The sequence below is a fragment of the Leifsonia xyli genome, assembly GCA_001647635.1.
GTDB classification, from domain to species: domain Bacteria; phylum Actinomycetota; class Actinomycetes; order Actinomycetales; family Microbacteriaceae; genus Leifsonia; species Leifsonia xyli_A.
In genome coordinates, this window is the sequence record CP014761.1 from 372,322 (window position 1) to 385,672 (window position 13,351).

Sequence of the window (13,351 nt, forward strand, 5' to 3'; positions counted from 1 at the left end):
CGCGCCCCGAACCGAAAGAGGCCGGAGCATGACGATGACCCCCGAGCAGGCCGGCTGGTTCTCCGGAGTGTTCGAGCGCCTCGTCGGGAACATCGACAAGGTCCTGCTCGGCAAGTCCCACGTGATCCGGCTCGCCCTGACCGCGCTGTTCAGCGAGGGGCACCTGCTGCTCGAGGACTACCCGGGCACCGGCAAGACGTCCCTGGCGCGGGCGATCGCCGAGAGCGTCCGCGGCACGACCAACCGCGTCCAGTTCACCCCCGACCTGCTGCCCGGCGACATCACCGGCGTCAACATCTACGACCAGCGGTCGGGCGCCTTCGAGTTCCACCGCGGCCCGGTCTTCGCGAACATCGTGCTGGCTGACGAGATCAACCGCGCGAGCCCGAAGACGCAGTCCGCCCTCCTGGAGGTGATGGAGGAGCAGCAGGTCACGGTCGACGGCGTGCGGCACTCGGTCGGCGCGCCGTTCATGGTCATCGCCACCCAGAACCCCATCGAGCAGGCGGGCACCTACCGGCTCCCGGAGGCCCAGCTCGACCGGTTCCTGATGAAGGCGTCGATCGGCTACCCGGATCACGAGGCGACGCTCCGCATCCTCGAGGGGAGCGAGCGCAAGGCGCACGAGGTCGTCGTGCCGGAGATCATCTCCGCATCGACCGTCGTCGAGATGGCCACGATCGCGCGAGGCGTCCACGTCGACCCCACCATCAACGACTACGTGTCACGGCTGGTCGAGGCCAGCCGCACCGCCGACGAGATCCGCCTGGGCGTGAGCGTGCGCGGCGCGCTGGCGCTGCTGCGCGCGTCCAAGACGCTCGCTGCCGCCTCCGGCCGCTACTACGTGACGCCGGACGACGTGAAGGCCCTCGCCGAGCCGGTGCTCGCTCACCGCCTCGTGCTCGACCCCGAGGCGGAGTTCGAAGGCGTCAGCGCGTCGAGCATTGTCGGCCAGCTCCTCATCGAGACGCCGCCCCCGAGCGATCGGGCCGCCGTGTGACCACCGTCACCCGTTCGCAGACCGAGCTGACCAACGCGCGCGCCCGGATCGTCGGCGAGCGCGAGGGCTTCCTCGCGGACGCGATCGTGTGGGTCGTGCGCAGCTCCGCCACCGCCGGCCGCGCGGTCGCGACGCTGGCGCGCCGCGTCGGCTCCGTGGTGACGGCGCTCGGCTGGTCGATGCTCGTGCTCGCCGTGCTCGCCCTCACCGCGGGCTACGTCTGGGGCTGGGTGGAGGCCGTCGTCGCCGGGTGGACCGCCGTGGTGCTGCTCGTCGTCGCCTCCGGCTACCTGATCGGGCGCACGGCGTACGAGGTCGGGCTCTCCTTGCCGGCGAATCGCGTGGTGGTCGGCGACCGCGCACCCGGCGAGGTGTCGGTCCGCAACCCGCTGCGGCGGAGGCTCCCCGGCGTGCGCGTCGAGGTGCCGGTCGGCCACGGTCTCGCCGAGTTCGCGGCGCCGTCGCTCGCACCGGCGGAGGAGCACTCGGACGTCTTCGTGGTGCCGACCAGTCGGCGCGGGATCGTGCCGATCGGGCCTGTGCGCACGGTCCGCGCCGACCCGATCGGGCTGCTGCGGCGCGAAGTGGTCTGGGCCGACTCCCTCGACCTGTTCGTGCATCCCCGGACCATCGCCATCCCGAGCATGAGCACCGGCTTCGTCCGCGACCTCGAGGGGTCGCCGACCCGCGACCTCACCGCGAGCGACATCGCGTTCCACGCGCTGCGCGAGTACGTTCCCGGGGACGAGCGGCGCTACATCCACTGGAAGTCCACGGCCAAGACGGGCAGCTACATGGTCCGCCAGTTCGAGGAGACCCGGCGCAGCCACCTCCTGGTGGCGCTGAGCCTCTCGGCGGCGGACTACGCGACCGACGAGGAGTTCGAGCTCGCCGTCAGCGCGACCGGATCGCTCGGGGTGCGGGCGATGCTCGACTCGCGCACGGTGTCGGTGGTCGCCTCCGCCGCGACACCCGACTTCGCCAAGCGGATGCTGTTCACCGTCCGCCGGCTGAGCACGGTCAACCGAGGCCGGCTGCTCGACGATCTCGCTGGCGTCGAGACGTCGGACTCGGCGTTGCGGCTGCCCGAGCTCGCGCAGGTCGCGTCGGACGACGCGGCCGGGATCTCGATCGCGTTCCTCATCTGCGGGTCGACGCCCAGCGCCGCGCAGCTGCGGGCGGCCGCCGCCCACTTCCCGCTGGGAGTGGATGTGGTCGCGATCGTCTGCAACGAGGGCGCGGTGCCATCGCTCCGGCGCGTAGCCGACCTCAGCGTCCTCACCATCGGCTACCTGGAGGACCTTCAGCGCAGCCTCGCGAAACGGCTGGCCACCTGATGCCCGCGCGTCGTTCCCCCGGGCGCTCGTGGACGTGCTCTTCGCCGTGGCCACGGTCGCGCTGGGCGCCTGGTCCTTCTGGCCGGTGTACCAGTCGACCGCGTTCGTCGTGATGCTCGTGGCGACCCTCCTGCTCGGCACCGCGATCGCGGTCGCGGGATGGGCGTGGCGCCTGCCCAGCATCGCCGTCGTCGGCCTCGTCGGGGTCGTGTACCTCGGCGCGGGCGTGCAGCTCGCCGTGCCGTCCGAGGCGACCGCCGGGGGACTGCTGCCGAGCCCGGAGGGTTTCGTCGACCTGGTGCAGGGCACCTGGCTGAGCTGGAAGCAGCTGGTGACCATCAGCGTGCCGGTCGGCTCCTATCAGGCGCTGCTCGTCCCCGCGTTCCTGCTGACGCTGCTGGCGACGGTCCTCACGGTGACCATCGCGCTGCGGTCGTCCCGGCCCGAGCTCGCCGCCATCCCGCCGGTGCTGCTGGTCGTGGCGGGCATCCTGCTGGGATCGTCGGTCGCGTCCGTCCCGGTGCTGCTGCTGCTCGCGATGTTCGTCGTGATCCTGGCCTGGCTGATCCGGTTCCGCCTGGTGCGCCGCTCGGCCGCGGTGCGCACGCTGCGCGAGCAGAGCGGTCAGCTCGTCGAGAGCCGGAGCGAGAGGGTCTCGACCGCCGTGCTCACCACGGCGGGGGCGACGGTCATGGTCGTCGCCGCGGCCGCGGGAGGCATCGCGGCCGCCGCGCTGCTTCCGCCGCCGGGCGACCGGCAGGTCGTGCGCACGGCTGTCGAGCAGCCGTTCGACCCGCGCCAGTATCCGAGCCCGCTGAGCGGGTTCCGCTCCTACCTGGAGCCGGCCAAGGCGGACGAGCGGATGCTCACGGTCGACGGCCTGCCGTCCGACGGGCGGCTGCGGATCGCCACGCTCGACACCTACGACGGGGTGACCTACTCGGTCGGCAGCGCGGAGACGTCCAGCGCGTCCGGATCCTTCACCCGCGTCCCGTATCGCCTCGACCAGGGTGCGACCCTGGGCAAGCGAACCACCACCACAGTCGTGGTGGGGGACTACCGCGGTCCGTGGCTGCCCGGCAGCGGCCAGCTCGAACAGGTGCAGTTCGCCGGGCCCCGGGCTTCGAACCTCGCCGGCGCGTTCTTCTACAACGACGTGACCGGGACGGGCGCGGTCACCACCGCGCTGCGCAACGGCGACACCTACACCGAGCAGTCGGTGGTCAAGCCGATGCTGACCGCGACGCAGCTGAAGAAGGTGCAGCCCGGCACGGACTCGGTCCCGCGCCCGACCGTCATCCCGACGAGCTGCAGTCCGCGCTCCAGAAGTACACCGCCGGCGTCAGCGGCGCCGGTGCGAAGCTCGCGGCGGCGCTGCAGGGCCTCGCGCAGGACGGCTACATCAGCCACGGTGTGGGCGCGGACGAGCCGGCGAGCCGGTCCGGTCACGGCGCTGACCGCATCACCGAGCTGCTCACCGACGTGCCGATGCTCGGCGACCAGGAGCAGTACGCGGTCACCGCGGCGCTCATGGCCCGGCAGCTGGGATTCCCGGCCCGCGTCGTCGTCGGGTTCGTCGCGCCTAAGGACACGACGGGCGACGCGGTCACGTTCACCGGCTCCGACATCTCGGCGTGGATCGAGGTGCAGACGACGACCGGCTGGGTGACCGTCGACCCGACCCCGCCGCTCCGTCCGGTCCCGCCGAAGCAGCCCGACCAGCCGACGCAGATCTCGCGTCCGCAGACCAACGTCCAGCCCCCGGTCGACGACAACCCGCAGCAGAACGACGAGCCGCCGCAGGCGCAGGTCGACCCGTCGAACCAGCCGAAGCCCAACCCGGTGCTCGAGACCCTCCTCGCGGTCCTGGTGGTCGTCGGCTGGACGCTGCTGGTCCTGGCGCTGATCGCCTCCCCGTTCCTCGCCGTGCTCGCGGCGAAGTGGCGACGGCGCGCGCTCCGGCGCCGCGCCCCGACCGCGCGCGAGCGGATCGTCGGCGGCTGGCGCGAGTTCGCCGACGCCGCCGTCGATCACGGCTACGACCCGCCGCCCTCCGCCACCCGCGTGGAGTTCGCCGGCACCATCGGCGGCTCCCGCGCCAACGCGCTGGCGATGGTCGCCGACCGGGCCACCTACAGCGGTGTCGCACCCACTCCGGCCGAGGCGGAGTCGGTGTGGAAGGCCGTCGACGACCTCCGCGGTCAGCTCGCCAAGCGCGACACGCGCTGGAAGCGGCTGCTCGCGGCGGTCTCGCTGCGCTCGCTCGGCTACCGTGGGAGGGGAAGCGGAAAGGGACAGAGCCGATGAAGTGTCGAGTGTGCGGGACCGAACTGGCCGAGGGGACGCTGTTCTGCCCCATGTGCGGCAGCTCGGTGACCTCGTCGCGGCTGCGGGCGCCGGAGGTGGCCGACTCGCGACCCTCCGACACGTCGATCATCTCCGACCGCGTCGCCGAGCGTCCGCCCGCACCGGCTGTCGCCGGCCGTTTCCCCGGCGAGGTCGACCTCGATGAGGACGGCCTCCCTCCGACGCAGGCGATGACCATCGTCTCGGTCGAGGAGGCGCCCCCCGCGCGCCCGGCCGTGCACCGCAGCTACACGCTCAGCTTCTCCACCGGGGACGTGGTCGAGGTCTCCGGTTCCGGGCTCGTCGGCCGCCGGCCGATCACGCAGCCGGGGGAGCACGTCGACCAGCTGATCGTACTCTCCGATCCGACGCGCAGCGTCTCGAAGACGCACCTCGAGTTCGGACTGGAGGGCGACGAGCTCTGGATCTGCGATCGCTACTCCGGCAACGGCACGGTCGCGCATCCTCTCGGCGGTGTCGCCCGCCAGTGCGAGGCCGGCCGCCGCTACCGCGTCACGCGCGGCACCCGCGTCGAGATCGGCGACCAGTGGTTCGACGTCTCCTGACCCGCTGACCGCACCTCAGGCTAGGGCGGACTCGACCGTGGTCGGCTCGATGCCGTGGGCGGAGGCGACGCCCTCGTTGGTGACGCGGCCCGCGTGCACGTTGAGGCCGAGGGCCAGGGACGCGTCGGCGCGCAGCGCCTCCTGCCAGCCGCGGTTCGCGATGGCGCGCGCGTACGGCAGCGTCGCGTTCGTCAGCGCGTAGGTGGAGGTGTGGGGGACCGCGCCGGGCATGTTCGCGACGCAGTAGAACACGGAGTGGTGCACCGTGAAGGTGGGGTCCGCGTGGGTGGTGGGGTGCGAGTCCTCGAAGCAGCCGCCCTGGTCTACCGCGATGTCGACGAGCACGCTGCCTGCCTTCATCCGGGACACCATCTCGTTGGTCACCAGCTTCGGAGCCTTCGCGCCGGGCACGAGCACAGAGCCGATGACGAGGTCGGAGGCCACGACCGCCTTGTCGATCTCGAAGCTGTTCGACGCGATCGTCTTGATGCGGCCGGCGTAAAGGGCGTCGAGCTCGCGGAGGCGCTGGATGTTCGTGTCGAGCACCGTGACTTCAGCGCCGAGACCGACGGCCACCGAGATCGCGTTCGTGCCCGCGACGCCGCCGCCGAGCACCGTGACGACGGCCGGATGCGTGCCCGGAACGCCGGGGACGAGCAGGCCGGGGCCGCCGTTCGGCTTCAGCATGGTGTTCGCGCCCACGATCGGCGCGAGACGACCCGCGACTTCGCTCATCGGGGCGAGCAGAGGGAGCGCGCGCGTCGGCAACTGCACCGTCTCGTACGCGATGGCCGTGACCTCGCTGGCGATCAGCGCGCGCGTGAGCGCCTCGTCCGCCGCCAGGTGCAGGTAGGTGAACAGAACGAGGCCCGGACGGAAGTAGCCGTACTCGCTCTCGATCGGCTCCTTCACCTTGAGGATGAGGTCGCCGGCCGCCCAGGTCGCCGCGGCGTCGGGCAGGATGGTCGCTCCGGCGCCCTCGTAGAGGTCGTCGGGGATGGAGGAGCCGACGCCCGCGCCGGTCTCGACGAACACCTCGTGTCCCGCACCGACCAGGTCGTGCACGCCGGCCGGCGTGATCGCCACCCGGAACTCGTTGTTCTTGATCTCGCGGGGGATCGCGACCTTCATGGGGCTCCTTCGACACTCGACATGGGGTTCGCAATCACCATAGCGAGGTTCACGGAGGATTTCGACGTATTTTTCGTGCGCTGCGTGCTGATTTCGCGCCAAGTCACGGCACACGCAGACGTTTTCCGCAGCGCTGGGCCCTCCGCGAGCGGATCGTCCAGAGTCTAGAGGGTCGGCGCCCGATCCGGGTGGACCGCCCCGTCTGCGGTTTCCCGGGCGTTTCGACCGATCCAGCACGGATTTCGTAAAGATTGTGTTTCCAAATGGATGATCAGAGCACTTTCTGATGCGGATCGCGACGGTTCTGTGTCAGGATCGGTCCACCGCGACGGCACGAGGTAGTGCCGCCGAAGCGCCGTCGCCCGTGGTCCGTGTTCGATCCCCCAAGGAGCACCACAGTGAAACCGAGCAACCTCCCGCAAGACCCGATGATCCGCCAGCTCGTCCAGTCGGCGCGCGCCTCCCAGCTCACCCGCCGCGGTCTCCTCGCCGGTGCGGGAGCCGGCGCCGCAGCCCTCGCACTGGCCGCGTGCTCCACCGGGGGAGCCACCTCCAAGCCCACCGCCGCGAAGGATCAGTCGGCGACCGACAAGACGCTCACCTGGGCGAACTGGCAGGCCTACCTCGACCAGGACGACGCGGGCAAGTACCCGACGCTCGAGGCGTTCGAGAAGCAGAGCGGCATCCAGGTCAAGTACGACGTCGCGGTCGACGACAACAACACCTACTACGCCAAGGTGAAGGACCAGCTCAAGCTCGGCAAGGACATCGGCGCCGACACCGTCTGCCTCACCGACTGGATGATCGCCCGCTGGATCCGCCTCGGCTACGTGCAGACGTTCGACGACTCCGCCATCCCGAACAAGAAGAACCTCGTCTCGAACCTGAAGGACGTGGACTTCGACCCGGGCCGACAGAAGTCGCTCCCGTGGCAGAGCGGTTTCGCCGGCATCTGCTGGAACAAGGAGAAGCTGCCCAACGGCCTCAAGTCGATCGACGACCTCTGGAAGTCGGACCTCAAGGGCAAGGTCGGTGTGCTCAGCGAGATGCGCGACACCATGGGCCTCCTGCTCCTGCAGCAGGGCGTCGACATCTCGAAGGACTTCAGCGACGACGACTTCAACAAGGCGATCGACAAGCTCACGAAGGAGGTGAACGACGGTCAGATCCGCAACATCAAGGGCAACTCGTACCTCAACGACCTCAAGTCCGGCGACACCCTCGCCGCGATCTGCTGGTCGGGTGACATCACCCAGCTCAACGCCGAGGCCGGCGACAACTGGCAGTTCGCCATCCCGGAGGCCGGCGGCACCCTGTGGAGCGACAACTTCGTCATCCCGATCGGCTCGACCCGCAAGGCGAACGCCGAGAAGCTGATCGACTACTACTACCAGCCCGAGGTCGCCGCCGAGGTGGCCGCGTGGGTGAACTACATCACGCCGGTGCAGGGGGCGAAGGAGGCGGCGACCAAGATCGACCCGTCGCTCGCCGACAACCAGCTCATCTTCCCCGACGAGGAAACGCTGTCCAAGGTCAAGGTCTTCCGCACGCTGAGCCCCGCGGAGGAGCAGAAGTACCAGGCGGCGTTCCAGAAGGTGATCCTGGGGGCCTGATGGCGAAGGGAGTATTCGCCGAGTCCGGCGCAGACCTGCGCCTCGACGGCATCAAGAAGCGTTTCCCCGGGTTCACGGCCATCGAGCACCTGGACCTCACCATCCCGGCCGGGTCGTTCTTCGCCCTGCTCGGCCCGAGCGGCTGCGGCAAGACGACGACACTGCGCCTCGTCGCCGGTCTCGAGGAGCCGACCGAGGGCCGCATCCTCATCGGCGGCCAGGATGTGACGCGCACCAAGCCGTTCCAGCGCCCGGTCAACACCGTGTTCCAGAGCTACGCGCTGTTCCCGCACATGACGATCCTCGAGAACGTCGCGTTCGGGCTGCGGCGGCGGAGGATCGGCGACCCGATCGCCAAGGCGCATGAGGCGCTGCGGCTCGTGGAGCTCGACCATCTGGCCGCGCGCCGGCCCGCGCAGCTGTCCGGCGGACAGCAGCAGCGCGTCGCGCTCGCCCGCGCCGTGGTCAACCGTCCGGCGCTCCTGCTCCTCGACGAGCCGCTCGGCGCGCTCGACCTCAAGCTGCGCCGGCAGATGCAGCTGGAGCTGAAGAGCATCCAGACCGAGGTCGGCCTGACCTTCGTGCACGTCACGCACGACCAGGAGGAGGCCATGACCATGGCCGACACTGTCGCTGTGATGAACAAGGGGCGGATCGAGCAGATGGGCTCGCCGGAGATCCTGTACGAGCTGCCGTCGACGGTGTTCGTCGCCAACTTCCTCGGCCAGTCGAACCTGTTCGCCGGTCCGGTCAAGGACTCGGGCGCGGAGACCCTCGGCGTCGACGTCGGGGGAGAGCGCATCCAGGTGCCCCGCTCGCGGGCGCAGCGGACGAGCGGCTACGTGACCGTCGGCGTCCGTCCGGAGAAGCTGACCCTGCACGCCGACCCCGCCGGCATCGCGTCGGGCGCGAACCGGCTCGGGCCGGGCCGCGTGACCGACGTGTCGTTCAGCGGCGTGAGCACGCAGTACCTCGTCGACGTGCCGGGACTCGGCACCGTGGTCGTGTTCGCGCAGAACACGACCAGCGGACCGGTCGCCGGCCTCGGCGCTGAGGTCTGGGTGGCGTGGGACCCCGCGCACACGTTCGTCCTCGCCGACGAGCCGCCCGCGGACGGCCGCTTCGTCGACGACGCGGACACGCAGGCGCTGGCCGCGCAGGCCCGGGAGCGGATGCTGACGGAGCTGGAGGAGGCCTGATGGCCCTCGCCGCGTTCACCGGCGCGCCGCCGACGCAGGATCAGGAGCCCGCGGTCCGCCGCAAGAGCGGCATCGCGCTCGTCCTCCTCCTGCCGGGCGTGCTGTACCTCGTCCTGTTCTTCCTCACGCCGCTCATCTCGCTGATCATTACGTCGTTCCAGGCGCCGGTGGTCGACGGCGACATCGGGCAGTACCAGACCGCCTTCCAGTGGCAGAACTACGTCGACTCGTTCTCGGAGTACTGGCCGCAGATCCTGCGGTCGTTCGTCTACGCGCTCATCGCGACGGCGGCGGCGCTCGTGATCAGCTACCCGCTGGCGTACTTCATCGGCGTGAAGATGCGCGGGCGGCCCGTCGCGCAGAACCTGCTGATGACGCTGGTGATCGCGCCGTTCTTCATCAGCTTCCTGCTTCGGACGCTGGCGTGGAAGGCGATCCTCAGCGACGACGGCTGGGTCGCCAGCTCGCTGAAGGCGATCTCCGTGCTGCCGCCCGACGCGCACATCACAGGCACGCCGTTCTCCGTGATCTTCGGTCTCACGTACAACTTCATCCCGTTCATGTGCCTTCCGCTGTACTCCACACTGGAGCGACTGGACACGCGCCTCCTGGAGGCGGGACAGGATCTGTACGCGAGCCCGTGGACCACGTTCCGCAAGGTGACCATCCCGTTGTCGATGCCCGGCATCGTCTCCGGGACGCTGCTCACGTTCATCCCGGCGGCCGGCGACTACATCAACGCCTCGCAGGACTTCCTGGGGGCGGCGGACACCTCGATGATGGGCAATGTCATCGAGAGCAACTTCCTGGTGCTGCAGAACTATCCGACCGCCGCGTCGATGTCCGTCATCCTGATGGCAGTCATCCTCGTCATCGTCGGGTTCTACGTGCGGCGGAGCGGGACGGAGGAGCTGCTGTGACGGAGATGACCACGATCACCGACACGACCACGCCGCCGAGCGCGGCGCGCGGGCGGCGGCGCTTCAAGGGGTTCGGCCTCGGCGTGTACGCGTTCCTCGCGCTCGCCTTCCTGCTCATCCCGATCGTCTACACGTTCGTGTTCTCGTTCAACGACGCGATCAAGAACAACATCGCCTGGCGCGGCTTCACGCTGCACAACTGGACGAACGTCTGCGACGCCGCCGGGATCTGCGACGCCTTCATGGCCAGCATCATCATCGGCGTGATCTCGACGATCATCGCGACGGCGCTCGGCACGATGATCGCGATCGCGCTCATGCGGTACCGCTTCCGATTCCGGTCGCAGACCAGCCTGCTGCTGTTCCTGCCGATGGCGAGCCCGGAGGTCGTGCTCGGCGCGGGCCTGGCCGCCCAGTTCCTCAGCCTCGGTGTGAACAAGGGCTTCCTGACGATCATCATCGCCCACGTCATGTTCTGCATCAGCTTCGTGGTGGTGACGGTGAAGGCGCGCGTCGCGTCGCTCGACCCGGCGCTGGAGGAGGCGGGACGCGACCTCTACGGCTCGCCGAACGCGGTCTTCTGGCGCATCACGTTCCCGCTGCTGCTTCCGGGCATCCTGTCGGCGGCGCTGCTGTCGTTCTCGCTCAGCTTCGACGACTTCATCATCACGAACTTCAACGCCGGCGCCGTGACCACGTTCCCGATGTACATCTACATCGCGGCGTCCCGCGGCATCCCGGCTCAGGCGAACGTGATCGCGAGCGCGGTCTTCATCCTGACCCTGCTCGTGGTGCTCATCTCGCAGCTGACCGCCGCGGCCCGCGCCAAGCGTCTCGCCCGCCAGTAAGCCGCCGAGCACAGGAAAAACGCTCCGATCCACGTGGGTCCGGAGCGTTTTTCCTGTGCTCGACGGCTGGAGCGGCTAGTAGGAGGCGCGGATGGAGCCTACGGGCTCGCCGCGGCCGAGGACGGCGAGGTCGAGGCGGGGGGCGACGCGGTCGACGTCGTCGTGGGTGAGGGCGCCGGCGTCGGCCAGCAGGCGGAGGGCGACGATGGACGCGGCGCGGAGGCTGCCGTCGAGGATCTTCAGCGTGACGGTGGTGCCGTCGGGTGCGGCCATGACCATGACGCCCTCGGCGCCGCCCTTGGCGAAGACGCCGAGCTCGTCGATGACGACGGTGTTGGCGCGGCCGGGACCGTCGATCGCCCAGCCGTCCGCGAGCACCGCGTTCTTGAGCAGCGCCGCGTTGCGGAACAGCGCGAACGGCGAGCCCTCGGACGCCGTCGCGATGCGCTGGATGCCGCGGGCGAGCGCGACGAGCGACATCGCGTGGACCGGGGCGCCGCAGCCGTCGACGCCGGTCGCGACGACCTTCTCGCCGGTCAGCCGCTCGATCGTGTCACGGATGTGCTGCTGCACCGGATGCGTCGGGTCGAGGTAGCTCTCGGTCGGCCAGCCGTTGACGCGGCAGGCGAGCAGCATCGCGGCGTGCTTGCCCGAGCAGTTCATGTAGACCGGGTGCTTGTGCTCGCCGGCGCGCACCAGCTCGTCGCGGGATGCGCCGTCGAGCGGCCAGTCGGCCGGGCAGCGGAGCGCATCCTCCGCCAGCTGGCCCTGCGCGAGCAGCTTGCGCACGACGGACAGGTGAGCGGGTGTGCCCGCGTGGCTGGCGGTTGCCAGCACGGCGCTCGCACCCTCCAGCGGGACGCCCGCACCCATGACCGCCACGGCCTGGAACGGTTTCATGCTCGACCGCGGGAACACCGGGCGCTCGGGAGCGCCGAGCGAGCGGACGATCGCGCCGTCCGGGCCCAGCACGACCGCGGAGCCCGCGTGCCGCGACTCCACGAAGCCGCTGCGCTCGACGACCGCCAGCTCGACGGCCTCGTCGACGGAGAAGACCTCTGCCGCCACCGCGCTCACAGCCCGGCGATGGCGTCGTCGATGACCGACACCGCGTCGGCGATCAGCTCGTCGGTCACAGCGAGGCTCGGCAGGAAGCGCAGGACGTTGCCCCACGTGCCCGCGTTGAGGAACAGGATGCCCTGCTGGGCCGCCGCGGCGACGATCGCGTTGACCGCCTCCGGGTTCGGCTCCTTCGTGGTCTGCCCGGTGCCGGGCTTGACGAGCTCCACGGCGATCATCGCGCCGACGCCGCGGACGTCGCCGATGATGTCGTACTTATGCTGCAGCTTCTCGAGCGCCGGCTTGAGGGCGTTCTCGATGCGCCGTCCCTCCGCGAGGAGGTCGTTGCGCTCGATGGTCTCGAACACCGCGATCGCGGCGGCGGCGGCGACCGGGTTGCCGCCGAAGGTGCCGCCGAGGCCGCCGGGCTGGGCCGCGTCCATGATCTCGGCGCGGCCGGTGACGGCGGCGAGCGGCAGGCCGCCCGCGATGCCCTTGGCGCTCAGCACGAGGTCGGGCACCACGCCGAAGTGCTCGCTGGCGTAGAACGCGCCGGTGCGCGCCATCCCGGACTGGATCTCGTCGGCGATGAAGACGACGCCGTTGGCGGTGCACCACTCCTGGAGCGCCGCGAGGTAGCCGTCGGCCGGGACGATGAAGCCGCCCTCTCCCTGGATCGGCTCGGCGACGAGGCAGGCGAGGTCGGACGCGCCGACGACCTTCTCGAGGTACGCGATGGTGCGGGCGGCCGCCTCGGGGCCGGTGAGGCCGTCGCGGTACGGGTAGGAGTTGGGCGCGTGGTAGACGTCGCCGGCGAACGGGCCGAAGCCGGTCGCGTACGGCATGGCCTTGTAGTTCATGGCCATCGTGAGGTTGGTGCGGCCGTGGTAGGCGTGGTCCAGCACGGCGACGGCGCGGCGGCCGGTGAACTTGCGGGCGATCTTCACGCCGTTCTCGACGGCCTCGGCGCCGGAGTTGACCAGCACGGTCTTCTTGGCGTGGTCGCCGGGGGTGTGCTCGGCGAGCAGCTCGGCGACGCGCACGTACTCCTCGTACGGCGTGATGGTGAAGAGGGTGTGGATGACATCCTGCAGCTGCCCGGCCGCGGCCTCCACGACCGCGGTCTCGGTGTGGCCCACCGTGGTCACGCCGATGCCGGCGCCGAAGTCGACGAACTGGTTGCCGTCCACATCCACGAGGATCGCGCCGTTCGCCTTGGCGATGTACACCGGCAGGGCGGACGACACGCCGGTCGGCACGACTGCGAGGCGGCGCTGGTGCAGCTCCTGCGACTTCGGGCCGGGGATGGCGGTTACGATGCGGCGTTCTTGT

10 protein-coding genes and 1 pseudogene are annotated in these 13,351 nt (G+C 70.2%); 8 read left to right on the plus strand and 3 right to left on the minus strand.

The annotated features are described in order from the left end of the window. The first annotated feature begins 28 nt into the window (after positions 1-28). The 4 genes and pseudogenes from A0130_01875 to A0130_01890 all read left to right on the plus strand — a co-directional run bounded on the left by A0130_01875 (position 29) and on the right by A0130_01890 (position 5,249). Positions 29-1,000: an ATPase gene (locus A0130_01875; GenBank protein ANF30587.1), complete on the plus strand. Its 972-nt coding sequence runs from the start codon at positions 29-31 to the stop codon at positions 998-1,000. Further along, positions 997-2,337 carry a hypothetical protein gene (locus A0130_01880; GenBank protein ID ANF30588.1) on the plus strand — a complete coding sequence of 447 codons (1,341 nt, stop codon included), beginning with the start codon at positions 997-999 and terminating at the stop codon, positions 2,335-2,337. The genes A0130_01875 and A0130_01880 overlap by 4 nt, the downstream gene beginning before the upstream one ends. Further along, positions 2,337-4,644: pseudogene (locus A0130_01885) on the plus strand (hypothetical protein). Before A0130_01880 ends, A0130_01885 begins: the two are co-directional and overlap by 1 nt. Beyond that, positions 4,641-5,249 carry a hypothetical protein gene (locus tag A0130_01890; GenBank protein ANF30589.1) on the plus strand — a complete coding sequence of 203 codons (609 nt, stop codon included), beginning with the start codon at positions 4,641-4,643 and terminating at the stop codon, positions 5,247-5,249. Before A0130_01885 ends, A0130_01890 begins: the two are co-directional and overlap by 4 nt. A gap of 15 nt (positions 5,250-5,264) precedes the next feature. Here A0130_01890 and A0130_01895 read toward each other — a convergent pair whose 3' ends face one another. Continuing rightward, positions 5,265-6,380, minus strand: a complete 1,116-nt coding sequence (locus A0130_01895) for an alanine dehydrogenase (protein ID ANF30590.1) — start codon at positions 6,378-6,380, stop codon at positions 5,265-5,267. 398 nt (positions 6,381-6,778) lie between these two features. On the opposite strand from A0130_01895, the gene A0130_01900 reads away from it, so the two are divergent. The 4 genes from A0130_01900 to A0130_01915 are packed head-to-tail and all read left to right on the plus strand — an operon-like array spanning position 6,779 to position 10,960. Beyond that, a complete protein-coding gene (locus A0130_01900; GenBank protein ANF30591.1) occupies positions 6,779-7,993 on the plus strand; it encodes a polyamine ABC transporter substrate-binding protein in 1,215 nt (404 codons plus the stop codon). Then, positions 7,993-9,192, plus strand: a complete 1,200-nt coding sequence (locus A0130_01905) for a spermidine/putrescine ABC transporter ATP-binding protein (protein ID ANF30592.1) — start codon at positions 7,993-7,995, stop codon at positions 9,190-9,192. The genes A0130_01900 and A0130_01905 overlap by 1 nt, the downstream gene beginning before the upstream one ends. Beyond that, positions 9,192-10,112 carry an ABC transporter permease gene (locus A0130_01910; protein ID ANF30593.1) on the plus strand — a complete coding sequence of 307 codons (921 nt, stop codon included), beginning with the start codon at positions 9,192-9,194 and terminating at the stop codon, positions 10,110-10,112. Before A0130_01905 ends, A0130_01910 begins: the two co-directional genes overlap by 1 nt. Further along, positions 10,109-10,960: an ABC transporter permease gene (locus A0130_01915; protein ANF30594.1), complete on the plus strand. Its 852-nt coding sequence runs from the start codon at positions 10,109-10,111 to the stop codon at positions 10,958-10,960. The genes A0130_01910 and A0130_01915 overlap by 4 nt, the downstream gene beginning before the upstream one ends. Before the next feature lie 75 nt (positions 10,961-11,035). Here A0130_01915 and A0130_01920 read toward each other — a convergent pair whose 3' ends face one another. After that, entirely contained in the window at positions 11,036-12,037 is a 1,002-nt protein-coding gene (locus A0130_01920) for an asparaginase (GenBank protein ID ANF30595.1), read from the minus strand. Next, positions 12,034-13,338, minus strand: a complete 1,305-nt coding sequence (locus tag A0130_01925; protein ID ANF30596.1) for a 4-aminobutyrate--2-oxoglutarate transaminase — start codon at positions 13,336-13,338, stop codon at positions 12,034-12,036. The genes A0130_01920 and A0130_01925 overlap by 4 nt, the downstream gene beginning before the upstream one ends. Positions 13,339-13,351 lie beyond the last annotated feature (13 nt).